Source organism: Rhizobium sp. RU36D (genome assembly GCF_900176345.1).
Lineage (GTDB): Bacteria > Pseudomonadota > Alphaproteobacteria > Rhizobiales > Rhizobiaceae > Allorhizobium.
The window spans coordinates 34,266-53,242 of record NZ_FWXU01000019.1 but is presented as its reverse complement, the minus strand read 5'-3'; the positions used below and the strand labels follow the sequence as shown (position 1 = coordinate 53,242).

The following is an 18,977-nucleotide window of genomic DNA, read 5'->3' as shown; positions in this document are numbered from 1 at the left end:
TCGTCCGTGCCAGATGCCACAGGTTGGCGCCTGCTACCACGCAAGGCCAGCGGCAGACGTGATTCACACAGTGATTCACAGGCTGAATATCCGATAGCCTGCCAATGTGGCTGAATTCAACAAAATCATTTGACAGTTGCGGTCGGCGCCAAGTCGGAAGCCGCTCATGAGACATCGCCGACAAGGCGTTGAATCCGGGACAGGATTCATCGCGGCGGTCCCGACTCACCTGATCGCCATCCCGCAAACGAAAAACGCCCGGATTGCTCCGGGCGTTGTCCTCTGGGATAGGAATCCCTTGAGTCTTATTCGTCTTCGAGGTCGCGGTCTGCGTCCGGATCGAAGAAGTCTTCCGGACGAAGGGCGTCTTCGTCAACGCCGTAGATGGCTTCGGCGGAGGTGAGGTTTTCACCCTTGGCCTGGCGCTCTGCTTCTTCGGACGAACGGGCAACGTTCAATTCGATGGCGAGTTCAACTTCGGCATGCAGGTGCAGCGTGACCTTGTGCAGGCCGATGGCCTTGATCGGGGTGTTCAGCTCGACCTGGTTGCGGCCGACGTTGAAGCCTTCGGCAGCCAGGATCTCGGCCACGTCACGAGCAGCGACCGAACCGTAGAGCTGGCCGGTTTCGCCAGCCGAACGCACGACGATGAAGGACTTGCCTTCCAGGGCGTCGGCAACCTTCTGGGCTTCCGACTTGCGCTCGAGGTTGCGGGCTTCGAGCGTCGCACGCTCGGATTCGAAGCGCTTCTTGTTGGCTTCGTTGGCGCGCAGTGCCTTGCCGAGCGGCAGCAGGTAGTTACGGGCAAAGCCGTCGCGAACCTTGACGGTTTCGCCCATCTGGCCGAGCTTGGCGATGCGTTCGAGAAGAATGACTTGCATTGTCGTTACGTCCTTTCAGTTCTGGTCTTGTTTGTCATTGGGTGGGGCAGCCTTGCCGGCCGCCGGTGTCAGGGCAACGGTCCGCCTTGTGTCGGCGATACCGAGGATGAGAACGATCATCGCCGGCAACAGGAAGATGCAGGAGATGTAAGCGAGGATCAGCGCCGGCAGCCGCCAGTCCTTGCCGCGCGAGCGCAGGTGCAGCGATGCAAACCCGGCCAGCAGGAAACCCGCGCCGAAGGTGCCGCAGACGACTGCGCCAATCAGCCCCGGCACGCCGCCGGCAAAGGCAAGCAGGATCGCGCCGAGAAAAACGAAGACCGAATTGCGGTTCATGCGCAGCGCAGACGGCATGTCCTCGCGCGGGCGAAGCGCATGGCCGGATGCCGATACGATGCGCGTGGCAAAATAATAGGCCGAGAACAGCATGATCACCCACATGCCGCCCTGAACGATCGGCAGCATGGTGAGCATCATGCGCGCCGATTCTTCCAGCACCGCCATGTCGATCGCCGGGGTCGGCTGCTGCTGGCTCAGCGATTCGGTGATGATCTTGATGTACTGCTCGACGAATTCAGGGCCGTAGCCGATAATTGCGCCGAGGATGATGACGGCAATCGAAATGACGCAGCACAGATGAAACAGGATGTCGGACAGCGGATACCAGGCCATCAGCCCGTCCGGGCCGCCCAATTCCTTGGCCGGACGCGCAAGATTGGCAAGATGGCTGATCCAGCCAGCCGGCAGCAGCGTGAAGATCGCCAGCGTTCCGGCAAAGGCGGGAGATACCCCGACAGCGCCGACCACCGCCGCCGTGCCGATCGCCACGATGGCCGTGATGTTTCCCCAGCCCATGCCAGCGATCAGAACGGGAAGAGCTGACGCGGCGTAGAGCATGAAGGCAAAGGATGGCTGAACGCTCGCACCCAGCGCCAGGAGCGCTGAGGTGATACCAGCCAAGATGCCGGTCAGCAGCAATTTCGCGTTCATTTGTTTCACGTTCGCTGTCCTGCTATCGAGCAGTTAGAGGATCATCCGATCCCCAACATGGGTTTTGTGGGCATTCACTGGAAATGCGCATGTTTTAGAGAACCGATCCGCGCCCAACGCGGAAGGGGGATGTCAGAAACCGGCGGCCGAAGCCGCCGGTTCGAAAGCAATCAGGACAGAACGTAGGGCAGCAGGCCCAGGAAGCGGGCGCGCTTGATGGCCTGTGCCAGTTCGCGCTGCTTCTTCTGCGAAACGGCAGTGATGCGCGAAGGAACGATCTTGCCACGCTCGGAAATGTAGCGCTGCAGGAGGCGAACGTCCTTGTAGTCGATCCGCGGAGCGTTTGCGCCCGAGAAGGGGCAGGTCTTGCGGCGACGGTGGAACGGGCGGCGTGCGGGAGCGGAAGAAACTTCAGCCATGGTCTATTCTCCTCAGATCCGGTCTTCGCGCGGAGCGCGGTCCGGGCGCGGGGCCCGCTGGAAGTCGCCGTCACGGCGCGGCGGACGGTCACCGAACTCGCGGCGCGGCGGACGGTCGTCGCCATCACGACGCGGACGGTCGTCACGGTCGCGCTTCTGCATCATTGCAGACGGACCTTCTTCGTGGGCTTCCACAGCGATGGTCATGTAACGAAGGATGTCTTCGTTGATGCGCATCTGGCGCTCCATTTCATGAACGGCAGCCGCCGGAGCGTCGATGTCCATGAGAGCGTAGTGAGCCTTGCGGTTCTTCTTGATGCGGTAGGTGAGGGACTTCAAGCCCCAGTTTTCTACGCGCCCGACCTTGCCGCCATTCGCTTCGAGGACACCCTTGTACTGTTCTACAAGCGCGTCCACCTGCTGTGCGGACATATCCTGCCGGGCAAGGAATACATGTTCGTAAAGAGCCATGATAGCTTTGCCTTTCTTGCTGTTGTCATTACCCGGGCACGGCGCTAAGCCTCAACGACTGCTCCTGTTTGGATGAACCAAGGCAAGAAAAGCTGTTGTATCGAGACGGTCGAGAGCGGAGACACGGGAGGCCGGAAACCCTGCGGTCCCTGCGGCTTTTCAAGAAAGCCAGCCCTCCGTTCAGCCACCAGCCATAAGACCGGGCGTTGTGAACAGCCGCGCTTATACGCATTTTCCCCGGGAAGGCAAGGGCCGCACGGCATTTTGTGCCATGCGGTCCCGCTGATTGGGTTGATGCCGTAAGGCCGTTCCTACACCTGGACGAGGGCGAAGGTGTAACCAACATAGGCCACCAGCATGGCAGCTGCCGTCAGCCTTCGGATGCCGAGATGCGCCAGCAGCAAAACAGCGAAGCCGATCGTCACTGCCACCATGACCGGCACGTCGAAACTGCCGAAGCGCGGGTCGACTGTGATCGGCTGAATGACTGCGGTTATGCCAAGGATGAACAGGATGTTGAAGATGTTCGATCCGACGATGTTGCCGATCATGATGTCGGAATGCTTGCGCAAGGCCGACATGATGCCGGTTGCGAGTTCTGGCAGCGAGGTTCCCACCGCAACCACGGTCAGGCCGATGACCGCTTCGGACACACCGAAATCTCGGGCAAGGCTGGTCGCGCCGCGCACAAGCAGTTCCGCGCCAATGAACAAGGTGACCAAACCGCCGAGAATCAGGCCCGCCATCATGGCGCCACTCAGGGTCTCATGCTTTACGTCGGCATCTTCGGTCGCTTCGACACTACCCTTCCCTTGCATGTAGGCGTAAGCTAGGTAGGCAAAAATGCCTGCAACCATGGCAATTCCCGCCAGCCGTCCAATCTCGGGCAGCTGGACAAGGCCAAGCAGCACCACGGCGGCCGCGATCATCACATATGTGTCGCGCTTGACGCTCTTGTCCCAGTGGGTGATCGGAAAGATCATCGCGCAAGCTCCGATGATCAGCAGGATGTTGGCGGTGTTCGATCCCACCACGTTACCGAGCGCAATGTCCGACGACCCAGACAATGCGGCACGCACTGACACGAGCAGTTCCGGCATGGACGTGCCAAAGCCGACGATGACAAGTGATACGATCAATGTGGGAAGCGCCAATTTCTGTGCGAGCGCGATGGCGCCGCGCAAAAGCCATTCCGCCCCGAAGTAAAGTCCCACGAGACCGCCGGCCACCAGAATGTAATCCAAGAGAATCCCCGTTGTTGAGGCCCGCTGAGCCCGTTAACCCGATTTTTTCCTGCTTAAAGTCGGGACGCTTCAGGTGGATTGATAGATCACTGCTGTTCAAAATTTCGTTGACGATACGCACGCTCAGCCGACGAAAGGTTCTGCCAGCCAGTGGCGCGCTGGCAGAACCGGATCAATCGCTCGTTACCAGGCCGTCCGCGCCGATCCCAGCGCCGTGGAGTGCTGGGAGGACACGATTGCGTGGAGTTCGTGGAAGGTGATCACGCAGTTCTGCGGCGGGATGAGGTTATACTGCGCCAGGTGGCTCAGCAGCTTGGTCTTGGCGTCGTCGCCGCGCATGGGAAATGCCGTGGTCATCTATCTCTCCTCAAGAAGAACCAGGGTTGAAAAACTGTCCCTAAACGCACTATTCCACGTATTGTTGCGACGCAATATGTGGAGATTTGCGCCGCGATGTTTCAATCGATATTATTGTTTTCACAGCTTTGCCGGAGGCGGCAAGCATTCGGACCGGTGGAACGTGAAGGGGCAATAGGCCTATTCACGCAGTCGCACTCCGCCGCCTTGGTCGGCGGCGACGAACGGGCGCCAGCGTGCGCAGAGGAGCAGTATCAGGCTATCTTCAGCAGCAAGGCGCCCTTGTCCAGTGCGAAGGTATAGTCCGGCTTGGCCACACCAAGCGAGCCCTTGGCAAAATCCATAGTGATCTTGTCTTCCGAGCCCTTGAAGGTCAGCATCAGCTTGTTGTCGCTGGCCGTCACGGTGACGTCGGACGGCATGTAGCCCGTCAGCTTGATGTTCAGCGGACCATCGCTGGCGATTGTGTCCTTGCCATCGCCCTTGGCAAAGGCATATTCGGCTGTGCCATTGTCCTTGATGTTGAAGGTCACAGTGTCGTTGCCGGTGCCACCTGATGCGGACAGACGCTTGCCTTCGAGATAGAGATTGTCATCGCCTTCGCCGCCACCAACGCCGAGCGCCGTCGTCGCCGCGACCTTGAGCGTGTCGTTGCCGGCGCCGCCATCGACCGTCAGGATCGACTCGCCTGACATCTCGATGGTGTCGTCACCCTTGCCACCGGTGATATCGCTGATGAAGCGGGCGGCCAGCTTGATCTGGTCTGCCCCATCGCCTCCATCTATGGATGACGCCGAGGTCGTCTTGACCGTCACCGTGTCATCGCCCGCATCGGCCGACACATTGCTCACCGTACGTCCGGCCAGCGTCAGCTTGTCGTCGTTCTTGGTGCCCCGTGCAGCCGTGATATGGCCGAAACTCTCGTCCACACTGGCGGCATCCTCGCTATCTCCGCCGCCCAGCGCCAGGATCTCGATGATCCGGGAGATTGCCTTTTCGGCGGCACTGGCACCAGGCACATAGGTCGGAGTGGCCGTATCGCGTGAAGTGCCTGTCGGGGCTTGCGTCTTGGCACCGCTGAACAGCTGCGATGCATATGTCGAGGCGCTTGAATTGCGGTAGAAGGCGTTGATGCTGGCCATCGTCCATCCGGTGGAAAACGCGCCTTCGCAGTCATTGCGCGCCGCTTGAAGCCTTGTCCGCCATCATGCCGGATCTCATGGGCTCACCCTACGCGCGACGCACCTGTTGCGCCACTACGATCGCGAGATCCGGTAAGCGGCGATTAAAGAGGTTAAATCGTTTTTGATGCAATGTCCGCGATCGTCGCGAGGACCGGGTCGAATGGCGTCTTGCGGCGCGCCGCATGGTGCGTTTGGCCCGCACCTTGTCCAGGCGCGGGCCAGGTTTCTCAGATCGGCATCGGGTAGAGACGGTGTATCTTTGCGATACCGCGTAGCACCTCGTCAGACAGGGCAATATCGGCGGCGCCGATATTCAGTTTCAACTGCTCCATCGACGTTGCGCCGATGATGGCCGATGCCATGAACGGACGCGACAGGCAGAAGGCAAGCGCCATCTGCGAGGGATCGAGCCCATGCTCACGGGCGAGATCCACATAAGCGCGCGTCGCGGCCTCCTGCAGCGGCTGCAGGCGACCGCCGAGATCGCCATTGATGGCACCGCGGGAGCCGGCAGGCTTGTGGCCATCGAGATATTTGCCCGACAACAGACCGGCGGCGAGTGGCGAATAGGCCAGCAGGCCGACATCCTCGTGATGGGATAGCTCCGCCAGGTCGAGGTCATGGCTGCGATAGAGCAGGTTATATTCGTTTTGGATGGACGCCACCCGTGGCAGGCCCTTCTGCTCGGCCAGGGTGAGATACTTCTGCGTGCCCCAGGTGGTTTCATTGGAGAGGCCGATGGCGCGGATTTTCCCCGCCTTCACCAGCTCGTTCAACGTTTCCAGGATTTCCAGGATGTCGGCCTGCGCCTTGGCCTTGTCCTGGCGGCTGGGGTCATAGGTCCAGGACTGGCGGAAATGATAATGGCCGCGGTTGGGCCAGTGGATCTGGTAGAGATCGACATAATCGGTCTTCAACCGGCTCAGGCTGCCGTCGAGGGCCGTCTTGATGCTTTGCGCCGTGATCGGGCTGCCGTTGCGGATATAGGGACGACCGGGTCCGGCGATCTTGGTCGCCAGGATGATGTCCTTGCGTTTGCCGGTGCGGGCCAACCAGTTGCCGATAAACCGCTCGGTATCGCCATAGGTCTCCGGCGAGATCGGGGTGGTCGGATAAAGCTCTGCCGTATCGAAGAAGTTGACGCCATGCTCCACGGCGTGATCCATCTGCTCGAAGGCATCGGCCTCGCTGTTCTGACTGCCCCAGGTCATCGTGCCCAGGCAGATCTCGGACACCGACATGCCCGTGCGCCCCAGTTGGTTGTACTTCATGGAATACCCCGGTCTCTTCTATTGGTGATAAAGCAGCCGATGCTGCGATGGAGGGAGGAAGATCGCGCGCAAATCTAAGTCCGATTTGATCGACTGCAAGTCATCCACACCGTTTTTCACAGATGCGGGACAGTCGGTCTTGCCCTTGACTCATTCACCGAGAACGTGAATGGGAAGAAAAAAACGATAGGGAAGGGTATCCCATGGGTGTGGCATTTACATTTCCGGGCCAGGGCAGCCAGGCAGTCGGCATGGGCAAGGAGCTCGCCGATACCTATTCTGAAGCGCGTGCCGTTTTCGATGAAGTCGACGAGGCGCTGGGCGAAAAGCTGTCCGACATCATGTGGAACGGCCCGGAGGAAACCCTGACCCTGACCGCCAATGCCCAGCCCGCGCTGATGGCCGTGTCGATCGCCGCGATCCGGGTCATGCAGGCGCGTGGCCTCGACCTGAAGGCCAAGGTTTCCTATGTGGCCGGCCATTCCCTCGGAGAATATTCGGCGCTCTGTGCCGCCGGCATGTTTACGCTGGCCGATACGGCCAGGCTTCTGCGCATCCGCGGCAATGCCATGCAGGCCGCGGTGCCGGTCGGCGCTGGCGCCATGGCCGCGATCATCGGTCTTGAGCACGGCGATGTCGATGCGGTCTGCGCTGCAGCCTCCTCTGAAGGCCCCTGCCAGATCGCCAATGACAATGGCGGTGGCCAGCTGGTTATCTCGGGCGCCAAGTCCGCTGTGGAAAAGGCAGCCGCCCTTGCGACAGAGAAAGGCGCCAAGCGCGCCATCATGCTGCCGGTTTCGGCCCCCTTCCATTCGGCGCTTATGGGTCCGGCCGCCGATGCCATGCGGGAAGCCCTGGCCAAGGTGGAGAAGAAGGACCCGCTGGTCCCCGTCATTGCCAATGTGCGCGCCGCCCCCGTCAGCAATGCCGAAGAGATCGCAGCTCTTCTTGTGGAACAGGTGACCGGTCAGGTTCGCTGGCGCGAGACGGTCGAGTGGTTTGCCGCCAACAGTGTGACCACGCTTTATGAAATTGGAGCCGGCAAGGTGCTGACGGGTCTGGCCCGTCGCATCGACAAGAGCGTGACCGGCATTGCCGTCAACGGCCCTGCCGATATCGAGGCCGCGCTTGCAAGCCTCAACGGCTGACCGGCCCATCAACGAAAGGGATTGAAACCATGTTTGATCTGAGCGGCCGCAAGGCCTTGGTGACGGGCGCTACCGGCGGCATTGGCGAGGAGATTGCCCGTCAGTTGCATGCCCAGGGCGCGATCGTCGGCCTGCATGGCACGCGCGTCGAAAAGCTTGAGGCGCTGGCCGGCGAGCTTGGTGATCGCGTCAAGATCTTCCCGGCCAACCTGTCGGACCGCGCCGAAGTGAAGGCGCTTGGCGAGAAGGCCGAGGCTGAACTGGAAGGCGTCGACATCCTGGTCAACAATGCCGGCATCACCAAGGACGGCCTGTTCGTTCGCATGAGCGATGCCGATTGGGACGCGGTGCTTGAGGTCAATCTGACCGCCGTCTTCCGCCTGACGCGGGAACTGACCCATCCGATGATGCGCCGCCGCTTTGGCCGCATCATCAACATCACCTCCGTCGTCGGCGTCACCGGCAATCCGGGGCAGGCCAACTACTGCGCCTCTAAGGCGGGCATGATCGGCTTTACGAAGTCACTTGGCCAGGAGATCGCCACGCGTAACGTCACGGTCAACTGCGTGGCTCCCGGCTTCATCGAAAGCGCCATGACCGGCAAGCTGAACGACAAGCAGAAGGACGCGATCATGGGGGCTATCCCCATGAAGCGCATGGGCACCGGCGCCGAGGTTGCGTCCGCCGTCGTCTACCTCGCTTCCAACGAGGCGGCCTACATGACCGGCCAGACGCTTCACGTCAACGGCGGCATGGCCATGATCTGATCCCTTCGCCGCCACAGGGGACTGTGGCGGCGGAATTGCATGTTGAGGGCGCCGCCGCCGCCGATTTTCAGGCTTTGCGACGGCACTAAACCATGTTAAGCGGGCCATGACTGTGAACAGTCGTCCCGACAAAACAGGCGGCGGTTATGCATTCGCATGGTCGGGTCGCAGCTGTACGGGTAACTAAGGTTTGCCGGAAATAAGGGTTTTCCCCGCTTTCCGGCTCAAACAGGGCAGGGTGCCATTATGGCACCCTTGTGATTGAAAAGGTCGAGGAAACCGACATGAGCGATATCGCAGAACGCGTAAAGAAAATTGTTATTGATCATCTCGGCGTTGACGCCGAAAAGGTTGTCGAAGGCGCAAGCTTCATCGACGACCTCGGTGCGGACTCGCTCGACACTGTCGAACTCGTCATGGCCTTCGAAGAGGAATTCGGCGTTGAGATTCCGGACGATGCCGCTGACAGCATCCTGACGGTCGGCGATGCCGTCAAGTTCATCGAGAAGGCTCAGGCCTGATCTCGTGCTTCGCCGGGCGGGCCTTGGCCCGACCCGGCAGAGCCGCTGCCGCGAGCGGCATTTTTTTAACATCGACTTCGTAGGCGGGGTAAGTTACAGGCGATGAGGCGTGTCGTAATTACGGGTACCGGAATGGTATCTCCTCTGGGCTTAGGCACGGAGTTAACATGGTCACGGCTTCTGGCCGGGCAGAGCGGCGCGCAGCGTGTAACGGATTTCGAGGTCGAGGATATCGCGGCCAAGATCGCGTGCCGTATTCCCCTTGGCGATGCCGCCGACGGCAACTTCAATCCCGATGATTGGATGGAGCTGAAGGAACAGCGCAAGGTCGACAAATTCATCATCTACGCAATTGCCGCGGCCGACATGGCGCTCAAGGATGCCGGTTGGCACCCCGAGACCTATGACGACCAGTGCGCAACCGGTGTCCTGATCGGCTCCGGCATTGGTGGCTTGGAAGGCATTGTCGAGGCAGGGCACATCCTGCGCGACAAGGGCCCGCGTCGCCTGTCTCCCTTCTTCATTCCCGGTCGTCTGATCAATCTGGCCTCGGGCCAGGTCTCGATCCGCCACAAGTTGCGCGGTCCGAACCATTCGGTGGTCACCGCCTGCTCGACGGGTGCCCATGCCATCGGCGACGCGAGCCGCTTGATTGCGCTGGGCGATGCCGACGTCATGGTCGCCGGCGGCACGGAATCGCCGATCAGCCGCATTTCGCTGGCGGGATTTGCTGCCTGCAAGGCCCTGTCCACGCAGCACAATGACAGCCCCGAAAAGGCATCGCGTCCTTATGACCGCGACCGCGACGGCTTCGTCATGGGCGAAGGTGCGGGCATCGTCGTGCTCGAAGAACTCGAGCATGCCCTGGCCCGTGGTGCCAACATCATTGCCGAAGTCGTGGGTTATGGCCTGTCAGGCGACGCCTTCCACATCACCGCTCCCTCCGAAGATGGCGACGGTGCATTCCGCTGCATGACCATGGCGCTGAAGCGCGCCCGTCTGACCCCTGCGGACATCGACTACATCAATGCCCATGGCACATCGACCATGGCCGACACCATCGAGCTCGGCGCTGTGGAACGTCTCGTGGGAGACTCCGCATCGAAGATCTCGATGTCCTCGACCAAGTCGGCGATCGGGCATCTCTTAGGCGCCGCCGGTGCCGTCGAGGCCATCTTCTCGGCGCTGGCCATTCGCGATAACGTCGCCCCGCCAACGCTCAATCTCGACAACCCAAGTGTCGAGACCGCAATTGACCTCGTGCCGCACAAGGCACGCAAGCGGGAGATCAATGTGGCGCTGTCGAATTCGTTCGGATTTGGCGGAACGAACGCGTCGCTGGTATTGCGCCGCTACGAGGGATAATTTTTAAATGACTGGCGGGCAAGGCGTGGCTGTCCGCCTTGCCCTACTGATTTTACGGACCTGCTTTTTGCCGCAATGAACGGTCAAACAGCAGCCATACGGAAATAAAGAGGACTGCCGGTGACCGATAAGAACCAGAACAACGGGATTCCATTCGGCCGCAACAGCGAGGACGCGCCGAAAGGCCCGATCATTCCCAAATCTCCGAATGAGGCGCTGAAGCCGGAGCGTGTTCCGCAGCCGCCGCGCCGCTCGCGCAAGGCCCGCAGCCAGCTGGTGATTTTCCTGAACTTCATCATGACGCTGGCGGTTGCCCTTTGCGTCGTGGCGGTCGCAGCCTTCTACTACGTCATGTCCGCCTATCAGAATCCCGGGCCGCTGGCGGTGAACACCAATTTCGTGGTGCGCAATGGGGCAGGGCCCGCCGAAATTGGCAGCAGCCTGGAGCGCAATGGCATCGTCAGCGACGGCCGCATCTTCCGCTATGTCTCCGACATCTATCTCGAAGAGGGTGAAAGCCTGAAGGCCGGCGAATATGCCATACGGGCCGGCGCGTCGATGAAGGAGATCATGGATCTCCTCAAATCCGGCAAGTCGATCACCTATTCCGTCTCGTTCCCGGAGGGCCTGACGGTCAAGCAGATGTTCAACAAGCTCGCCGAAGACAGCATTCTGGAAGGCGACCTTCCGGCCGAACTTCCACCCGAAGGCAGCCTGCGCCCGGACACCTATCTCTATTCGCGCGGTGACAAACGCGCCGACATCGTCAAGCAGATGCTCGCGGCCCAGCAGAAGCTGATTGACGAGGTTTGGCAGCGCCGTGATCCCGACCTGCCTTTGAAGTCGAAGGAAGAACTCGTCATCCTCGCTTCCATCGTCGAAAAGGAAACCGGCCGGGCCGACGAGCGCGCCCATGTCGCATCGGTCTTCTACAACCGGCTGAACAAGGGCATGCGGCTTCAGTCCGATCCGACGATCGTCTACGGGCTGTTCGGCGGCGATGGAAAGCCATCCGATCGGCCAATCTATCAGTCCGACATCAAGAAAGAGACGCCCTACAACACCTATGTGATCAAGGGACTGCCGCCGACGCCGATTGCCAATCCCGGCCGCGCGGCTCTTGAAGCGGTTGCCAATCCCTGGCGAAGCAAGGATCTCTATTTCGTGGCCGATGGCACCGGCGGGCATCTCTTCGCGCAGACGCTGGAAGAGCACAACGCCAATGTCCGCCGCTGGCGCAAGATCGAGGCCGAGCGCGGCGCGGATCCGGAAATACTCGTTGACGGACAGCCGGAGGGTGAGGCCGAAGAGCCAGCCCAGCCTGCCGTCGTCAAGAAGGGCAAGAAGAACTGACACGTGAAGCTCCCGGATGCCGGGCGCTCATACGTATCCAGGACAAGAACGAGCGCCGTATGCGACCCCTTGAGGGTTTGCCGCGCGATCCACTGTTTCGCTGGGGGGCGAAGAATGGCACTGCAATCCATGACCGGCTTCGCCCGCAGCGAGGGAGCAACCGGCCGCCATCACTGGACCTGGGAAATCCGTTCCGTCAACGGAAAGGGACTGGATCTGCGGCTGCGCCTGCCACAGGGCATGGAGGCCTTGGAGGGCGAGGTGCGCCGGGTGATTTCTGCACAGGTCAGCCGAGGCAACCTGCAGGTATCTCTTTCCGTCACGACGATGGAAAACCGTATCGACGCGGTGCTCAACGAGGATGCTTTGTCCGCGGTGCTTGCCCTGCGCGATCGGCTGGGACCGGCGATTGTCGAGCCGACAGCGCTCAGGCTCGATACGCTCCTCTCGATCCGCGGTCTCGTGGACCTGCGGGAGGCCGAGGACGGCGAAGAGGAGCGCGCGAAGCGTGAGAAGGCGATTCTCACCGGGCTGGAACAGGCCGTGACGTCCCTCGTCGCCATGCGCCAATCGGAGGGGGAAGCGCTCCGTCGCATTCTCGCCGGCCACGTGGATCGCATCGAGGAACTGACGCGCCAGGTCGAAGCGGATCCCTCCAGATCGCCCGAGGAGATCGCCCGCCGGCTGGAGGCGCAGGTTGCGGCTCTCATCGGTGCCGCACCGGCGCTCGACGCGGACCGGCTCTACATGGAGGCGGCTTTGCTCGCCACCAAGGCCGACCTGCGCGAAGAGATCGACCGGCTGACGGCCCATGTGGCGGCTGCCCACGAACTGCTCGCCCAGGGCGCGCCGGTCGGCCGCAAGCTTGATTTCATTGCCCAAGAATTTAACCGTGAATCGAATACCATCTGCTCCAAGTCGAACAGCGTTGCCGTGACAACGGCAGGCATCGAACTGAAGGTCGTGATCGACCAGTTCCGGGAACAGATCCAGAATTTGGAGTAGCCGCATGTCGAAGTCCGGGGAAAGCAATACCAGGATCGCCCGTCGGGGTCTCATGCTCGTGATTTCCTCGCCGTCGGGCGCGGGCAAGTCAACGATTGCGCGAACCTTGCTGGACAAGGACAAGGAGATCAGCCTGTCCGTCAGCGTGACGACGCGTGCCAGGCGGCAGAGCGAGATCGAAGGCGTCCACTATCATTTCGCCTCGCAGCGTGAGTTCGAAGCCTTGCGCACCTCGGAATCGCTTCTGGAATGGGCGCAGGTCCACGGCAATTATTACGGCACACCACGTGAGGCGGTCGAAATCGCCATGGCCGAGGGCCGTGACATGCTGTTCGACATCGACTGGCAGGGTGCCCAGCAGTTGCAGGAGAAGATGGCGGCCGACGTCGTGTCGATCTTCATCCTGCCGCCCACCATGCAGGAATTGCAGTCCCGCCTGCATCGCCGTGCCGAGGATACCGAAGAGGTGATTCAGATGCGGCTCGCCAATTCCCGCGCGGAAATCGCCCATTGGCGCGAATATGATTATGTCATCGTCAATGACGACCTGCAGTCCGCCTTTGAGGCTGTCCAGGCGATCATCCGCGCTGAACGCCTGCGCCGCGATCGCCGCCACGGCCTGTTCGATTTCGTCGAAGGCCTCGTGAAGGCCTGATCGACAGTCGGAAATTTTTCAAAAGACACGGTCGGATTGCCGACCGCTGTCACCCGACGAGATTGGCAATCCGCACAAATTCCTCCACCGAGAGCGTCTCCGCCCGGCGTGACGGATCGATATCGGCCTTGTTCAGCAGAGCTTCGCCGCCGAGGGGCTTCAGGCTCTGACGCAGCATCTTGCGCCTCTGGCCGAAGGCCGCAAGCGTCACACGCTCCAGCGCATCGCTGTCGCAGGGCAGCGGCTGCGCTCTCGGTATCAGATGCACCACCGATGACGTGACCTTCGGTGGTGGCGTGAAGGCCTGCGGCGGCACATCGAAGGCCATGTGGGATTGGCACCGCCAGCCGCAGAGAACCCCAAGCCGTCCATAGTGGTTGTCATCGGCCTCAGCCACGATCCGCTGGCCCACTTCCTTCTGGAACATCAGCGTCAGCGATTCCCAGAAGGGAGGCCATTGGCGCGGCAAAAGCCAGTTGATCAGCAATTGCGTGCCGACATTATAGGGCAGGTTGGCAATGATGCGGACGGGTCGCTGCGGCGCCAGCGCCTCGAAATCGGTCTTGAGGGCGTCACCTTCGATGACCTCAAGACGGCCGGGATAGTGATCCGCAATCTCCGCCAGGGCCGGCAGGCAGCGGGCGTCGCGCTCCACGGCGATCACCTTGGCAGCGCCCAGCGCCAGGATGGCGCGCGTCAGGCCGCCGGGGCCCGGGCCCACCTCAAAAACAGTGACGCCCTCCAGTGGGCCTGCCGTTCGGGCGATCTTCTGGGTGAGATTGAGGTCGAGCAGGAAGTTCTGGCCCAACGCCTTGCGGGCATCCAGGCCGTGACGTTGGATAACGTCACGCAGTGGCGGCAGGCCGTCGAAGGAGGCCATCAGGAAGTCGAAGCTCCGTGCCGGCTGAGGTCCGCCGCCAGTTTCAGGGCGGCCACCAGGCTAGTCTCGCGGGCGATCCCGGCGCCCGCAATGCCAAAGGCCGTACCATGATCCGGCGAGGTGCGCACGAAGGGAAGCCCGAGCGTCACATTAACAGATTCATCGAAATCCAGTGCCTTCACCGGGATCAGCGCCTGGTCGTGATACATGCACAGCGCCACGTCATAGCGGGCGCGGGCATCCTCATGGAACATGGTATCCGCGGGCAGGGGACCAAAGGCATCAATGCCTTCGTCACGAAGCTTGCGTACGGCAGGATGAATGATGTCCTGGTCTTCCAGACCCATCGTCCCGCTTTCGCCGGCATGGGGATTGAGACCGGCCACGGCAAGGCGCGGGCGCTCCAGCCCGAAACGGCTCTTGAGGTCGTGGGCAACAATCCGCGCCGTGTCGACGATCAGCGCCTCCGTCAGCGCCGGGGCCACGTCCTTCACCGGAATATGCACGGTCACGGGCACGGCCCTCAGCTTGGGGCCGGCGAGCATCATCACTGACCGTGGATTTGTGCCCGTTGCGCGCTTCACCAGGTCCGCCAGGAATTCCGTATGGCCGGGAAAGCCGAAACCGGCCTCATAGAGCACCGATTTGGCGATCGGATTGGTGACAACGGCCGACGCCTTGCCGGACATGCAGAGCGACACAGCCGTTTCGATGGCGGCGATCGTGCCCTTGGCCGTCGCGACATGTGGTTCGCCTGCAACAACGTCTATGCCCGCCGGTACGGGGAGCACCGGAAACGCCTGGGCAAACGTGCTTACGGCCGCCTCGACGGTGCATTCCCGCACCGGAACCTCGATCTCCAACTGCCGAGCACGCACGGCCAAGACCTTGGGATCGCCGATGTAAACGAATGGCGGCAGCTTCGTTTCCGCGCGCCTCAGCCACGCGGTCAGCGCAATATCGGGGCCGATGCCTGCGGGATCGCCCTGGCTCAGCGCAAGCGGAAGTGATGATGCGTCGCTCATTCGGCTCCGTCCGCGTCAGCGGTATATGATTTGCGCCTTGGAACGCAGCTCTTCCAGATATTTCTTGGAGTTCGGATCGTCCTGCTGCGCGTTGGCCTTGCCGAGGTCTTCGGCCCGGAAAACCACCTCGGCGGCCGCGTCGTCGGAGACCTGCCGCTGATTGCAGATGGCGAGATACTCGACGCCCTTTTCGGTGACGCGCGTGCCCGTGGTGCCGCCAGATGCCTTCTCGATCAGGGGCTTCCATTCGGCCGGCAGTTCCGGCGCCATGACGCGGCCCAGATTGCGGATGGACACGTCCTTATAGCCCCTGGCGAAATCCATGGCCTGTTCGCAGCCGGGGAATTTCGATCGCGAGGCCTCGGCTTCGGCCTTGCGCTTGCCGGTGATGGCGTTGCGCTTGGATTCCGGCACGACGAAGATCACCTGCTTGAGGAAATATTCCGTCGTCACCGGCTTCTGCTTGTTTTCCAGGAGGCGCGTGACGACTTCCTGGTTCGACATCTTGCCCCTGGAATTATAGCGGGCGTTGACGAGACGCGGCCAGCTCATCTGGACGGCGATGAAGGCCTTGAAATGCTCGACCCCCACACCGGCCTGGTTCAGGATCTGCGACATTTGCTGCGACGACAGCTTGTTGGAGGCCGAAAAGCGTTCGAAAGCCGCATCGACGTCGGTCGTGCTGACGGACATGCCGACGCGCGCGATTTCCTGACGCTTCAGGATCTCGTCCACCATCTCTTCCTTGGCGATCTTGGCAAGGTTTCCGGTGCGCCGCTGCAGTTTCAGAAACGCCTGGCGCCGTGAAATGTCGCCGCTGGTGACGGCCGTCTTGTTGACCACGGCCTGGATTTCCGAAGCCGCGAAAGCCGGTGCCACGACCGGAACGTGACCCATCGCAAGCGCTACAATGGCAGCGCTCAGCACCAGGGCCTTCATGCGTTTGTTTGTCCAGCTCATCTTGTTTTCCCCCGATACGCGCGGGCTTGCAGGCCGCTCCACGCACGAACCTGCCTCACGTTAATACTATCGCCGACCAATTGCACAATTCTTGCGGCGAAACAATGACGCCTCGGATAAGCAATGCCGGCCAGGGGCCGGCATCTCCTAAACTTGTCATGCTTGCGGACACAACTTAGTCGTTGTTCGTAAGCTCTTCTGTGCCAACCTTGATATCGCCAAGCGTGCGGAACGTCAGAACAGCATTGACGGCCCAGTCATTGGCGGTCGTATTGTTCTTGTCGTTGATCTCACTATAGGCGAGCGTCAAGGTCGTGCACTCGTCTCCATAAGCAATGCCAGCGCCGTACTTGCTGATCAGCTTGTTGTCGATATCGTAGGTGAGCGAGCCGAACGTGCTCCAGTTATCGTTGAGCTTGAACGAGCTGTTGGTCTGGATCTCGTTGCTCTTCGTCGCGAAAGCATATTCCGGCTGAGCAGCGAGCTGCGTGAAGATCACATTCGTCGTCAGGCGCTTATTCGAGAACCCGACCATCGCATTGGTTTGCCGAACGTCGAGCGTCTTCTCATCGAGACGCGTATTGACCGCAACAGACACGCCGTACGGCGTCGTCACGCCCGCTCCCGCGACATAATCGGACTTCTTCGTTTCCAGGCCGGAATCGGCGCCGACATTGACCAGATCAGGGGTGGCGAAAGAGTTCAGGCCGGCCAGATGGAAGGACTGGCCAAACATGGCATTCAAGCCAAAGCCGTTGTCGAATGTGCCCGTGTAGCGCACGCCGACATTGGCACGCGTACCGCCTTCAACCCGGTCGTAACCGGAGAATTTGTCGCGGCTGAACAGCGTGGTCGTATCGAAGACGAAGCTCTGCGCATCCTCGTTCGGCAGCCGCCCGGCCAGTTGCTCGTCGTTGCGAGCGAAGATTTGAGCCATGGGCTCGAAGACATGGCTGCTGTTATCCGTCGTCATGAGGATCGGATAACGTGCCTCAAGCCCGGCCGTCAGCATGTAGCGGGTTGCCGACGCTTCATTGGTAAAGTTGCCGGCATAATTCGTCGGACCCGTCATGTTGAAGCCATAGGCGTCACCGCGCGCGGCAACCAGAGGCGTCAGCAACAGCCCGCCGAGATTGAACGTGCGGTCCCATTCGACCTCGCCCGTCATGCGGGACATGTAACCCTTGAGGCCGCGATAGCGCCGGCTGTTTCCGACAACCGACGTGTCGGCCTTGTAGCGCGACAGCGAGGTGAAGTTCAGGTCGGCCGAGAGTTCGCCGCCTGCAATAGGTTCGGGCGCCACGTAGCTGTAGTCGACCACAGGCAGAACGACGGCCTGCGACTTTTCCGACGCATTGAGCGCATCTGCATTCTGCACATCGAAATAATAGGCGCTGGCATTGAAGTAGTTCTGCTCGCCAAGGCCGGTCAGATACACCTTGTTGGTGAAGGTCGACTGCTTCTTGCCTTCCAGCGAGTAGGTGTAGGCGAAATTATTGTCCGTCTGGTACATGGCGTCCCAGCCGAACGTCCAGCGCGGATTGATCTTGAATTCACCGCTTGACCCGATCATCCCGCGTGCATCGCTGGTCGCGTCGCTCGAGCCGGCGGCAAAGGCGCCAGGACGCGCCTGCTTGATTGCGGCAAACTGGAATTTCACCGAGCCGTTGCGATAGCGGCGACGAACCTCGCCATCGATCAGAACGCCCTGCTTGGTATAGCCGGTCGTGTTGAGCGTCGCGTCCATATGGTTCGAGATGACATAATAATAGGGAACCGTGACACCGAAGCCGAGGTTCTCGGTCATGCTCATCTTCGGGAAGAGGAAGCCGGACTTCCGCTTCACGGTATGGTCGGGAACCACGGCAACGGGAAGATAGGCAACCGCGTTTCCGAACAGTTCGAACCGGGCTTTTTCGAGCCGGACGGTGTGTTTTTCACCGTTCTGAATAATGCGCTCGGCCTTGATCTGCCACAGGGGCGGGCGATCCGGCTTGTCGGCGCAGGGCAGGCACGCGGTATAGACACCATTGTTCAGGATAACGTCGCGGCCACCGACGCGCTCGCCGCTTTCAGCCGCGAACCGGGTATTGTCCAGGGTCTCGACCCGGATGGAATTGATGAAGCCCTGGCCGAAGTCATCGGTCACATCGAGCGAATCGGCATAGATCCGGTTGCCATCGGGTTCGACCAACTCAATATTGCCGACGGCCATAACGCGACCGGTCTGCTGGTTGTAGTCGACCCGCTGGGCAACCATGCGGTAGCCGTTGTAATTGATCTGTACGCCGCCTACAGCGCTCACGTTTTGCGCGTCGCGATTGTAGATCAGTTCGTCTGCTGCAAGAAGCATTTTGGCGTCATCGGGCACCGTCACGCCAAGGGTATTCCCCGCGTCCTGTCCGCGGGCACCAGTGCCCGAAGCAAGATACGGAAATGCCATCGCCGTGGTCAGTAGGACCGAAAGCAGCCAACTCTTAT

At 60.9% G+C, this 18,977-nt stretch carries 19 protein-coding genes; 7 read left to right on the top strand and 12 right to left on the bottom strand.

What is annotated here, in order from left to right:
• Positions 1–305 precede the first annotated feature (305 nt).
• From rplI to B9A97_RS20360, 8 genes are all read right to left on the bottom strand, one after another.
• Positions 306–881, bottom strand: a complete 576-nt coding sequence (gene rplI / locus B9A97_RS20390; RefSeq protein WP_084367658.1) for a 50S ribosomal protein L9 — start codon at positions 879–881, stop codon at positions 306–308.
• A 15-nt stretch (positions 882–896) separates the two neighbouring features.
• Positions 897–1,880 (bottom strand): DUF2232 domain-containing protein, encoded by a 984-nt coding sequence (locus B9A97_RS20385; RefSeq protein WP_084367657.1) that lies wholly within the window; start codon positions 1,878–1,880, stop codon positions 897–899.
• A 161-nt stretch (positions 1,881–2,041) separates the two neighbouring features.
• Positions 2,042–2,290 carry a 30S ribosomal protein S18 gene (gene rpsR / locus B9A97_RS20380; protein WP_084367656.1) on the bottom strand — a complete coding sequence of 83 codons (249 nt, stop codon included), beginning with the start codon at positions 2,288–2,290 and terminating at the stop codon, positions 2,042–2,044.
• Between the two features lie 12 nt (positions 2,291–2,302).
• Positions 2,303–2,761 carry a 30S ribosomal protein S6 gene (gene rpsF / locus B9A97_RS20375; RefSeq protein ID WP_084367655.1) on the bottom strand — a complete coding sequence of 153 codons (459 nt, stop codon included), beginning with the start codon at positions 2,759–2,761 and terminating at the stop codon, positions 2,303–2,305.
• A gap of 311 nt (positions 2,762–3,072) precedes the next feature.
• Entirely contained in the window at positions 3,073–4,005 is a 933-nt protein-coding gene (locus tag B9A97_RS20370) for a calcium/sodium antiporter (protein WP_084367654.1), read from the bottom strand.
• A 183-nt stretch (positions 4,006–4,188) separates the two neighbouring features.
• Positions 4,189–4,362 (bottom strand): hypothetical protein, encoded by a 174-nt coding sequence (locus tag B9A97_RS29830; protein ID WP_179145349.1) that lies wholly within the window; start codon positions 4,360–4,362, stop codon positions 4,189–4,191.
• Positions 4,363–4,616: 254 nt separating this feature from the next.
• Positions 4,617–5,504, bottom strand: a complete 888-nt coding sequence (locus B9A97_RS20365; protein ID WP_084367653.1) for a hypothetical protein — start codon at positions 5,502–5,504, stop codon at positions 4,617–4,619.
• A gap of 269 nt (positions 5,505–5,773) precedes the next feature.
• Positions 5,774–6,817: an aldo/keto reductase gene (locus tag B9A97_RS20360; protein ID WP_084367652.1), complete on the bottom strand. Its 1,044-nt coding sequence runs from the start codon at positions 6,815–6,817 to the stop codon at positions 5,774–5,776.
• 203 nt (positions 6,818–7,020) lie between these two features.
• Here B9A97_RS20360 and fabD point away from each other — a divergent pair, with 203 nt between their 5' ends.
• The 7 genes from fabD (at position 7,021) to gmk (ending at position 13,631) form a co-directional block, all read left to right on the top strand.
• Positions 7,021–7,965, top strand: a complete 945-nt coding sequence (fabD, locus tag B9A97_RS20355) for an ACP S-malonyltransferase (protein ID WP_084367651.1) — start codon at positions 7,021–7,023, stop codon at positions 7,963–7,965.
• Positions 7,966–7,994: 29 nt separating this feature from the next.
• Complete coding sequence (gene fabG, locus B9A97_RS20350; RefSeq protein WP_084367650.1) at positions 7,995–8,732, top strand: 3-oxoacyl-[acyl-carrier-protein] reductase; 738 nt, start codon at positions 7,995–7,997, stop codon at positions 8,730–8,732.
• A gap of 284 nt (positions 8,733–9,016) precedes the next feature.
• The gene (locus tag B9A97_RS20345; RefSeq protein ID WP_027507378.1) at positions 9,017–9,253 is read left to right on the top strand and encodes an acyl carrier protein; all 237 of its coding nucleotides are present in this window, start codon (positions 9,017–9,019) and stop codon (positions 9,251–9,253) included.
• A gap of 102 nt (positions 9,254–9,355) precedes the next feature.
• Complete coding sequence (gene fabF / locus B9A97_RS20340) at positions 9,356–10,618, top strand: beta-ketoacyl-ACP synthase II (protein WP_084367649.1); 1,263 nt, start codon at positions 9,356–9,358, stop codon at positions 10,616–10,618.
• Positions 10,619–10,765: 147 nt separating this feature from the next.
• Positions 10,766–11,971 (top strand): endolytic transglycosylase MltG, encoded by a 1,206-nt coding sequence (mltG, locus tag B9A97_RS20335; RefSeq protein WP_244564298.1) that lies wholly within the window; start codon positions 10,766–10,768, stop codon positions 11,969–11,971.
• A gap of 114 nt (positions 11,972–12,085) precedes the next feature.
• Positions 12,086–12,976 (top strand): YicC/YloC family endoribonuclease, encoded by an 891-nt coding sequence (locus tag B9A97_RS20330; protein WP_084367647.1) that lies wholly within the window; start codon positions 12,086–12,088, stop codon positions 12,974–12,976.
• A 4-nt stretch (positions 12,977–12,980) separates the two neighbouring features.
• Positions 12,981–13,631 carry a guanylate kinase gene (gene gmk, locus B9A97_RS20325; RefSeq protein ID WP_084367646.1) on the top strand — a complete coding sequence of 217 codons (651 nt, stop codon included), beginning with the start codon at positions 12,981–12,983 and terminating at the stop codon, positions 13,629–13,631.
• Positions 13,632–13,680: 49 nt separating this feature from the next.
• On the opposite strand, the gene rsmA is transcribed toward gmk, so the two are convergent.
• From rsmA to B9A97_RS20305, 4 genes are all read right to left on the bottom strand, one after another.
• Entirely contained in the window at positions 13,681–14,511 is an 831-nt protein-coding gene (gene rsmA, locus B9A97_RS20320) for a 16S rRNA (adenine(1518)-N(6)/adenine(1519)-N(6))-dimethyltransferase RsmA (protein ID WP_084367645.1), read from the bottom strand.
• Complete coding sequence (gene pdxA / locus B9A97_RS20315) at positions 14,511–15,536, bottom strand: 4-hydroxythreonine-4-phosphate dehydrogenase PdxA (protein WP_084367644.1); 1,026 nt, start codon at positions 15,534–15,536, stop codon at positions 14,511–14,513. Before pdxA ends, rsmA begins: the two co-directional genes overlap by 1 nt.
• A gap of 15 nt (positions 15,537–15,551) precedes the next feature.
• The gene (locus tag B9A97_RS20310) at positions 15,552–16,496 is read right to left on the bottom strand and encodes a SurA N-terminal domain-containing protein (RefSeq protein WP_084367643.1); all 945 of its coding nucleotides are present in this window, start codon (positions 16,494–16,496) and stop codon (positions 15,552–15,554) included.
• Between the two features lie 175 nt (positions 16,497–16,671).
• On the bottom strand, positions 16,672–18,939 hold the full coding sequence (locus tag B9A97_RS20305; RefSeq protein ID WP_084367725.1) for an LPS-assembly protein LptD: 2,268 nt from the start codon (positions 18,937–18,939) through the stop codon (positions 16,672–16,674).
• Positions 18,940–18,977 lie beyond the last annotated feature (38 nt).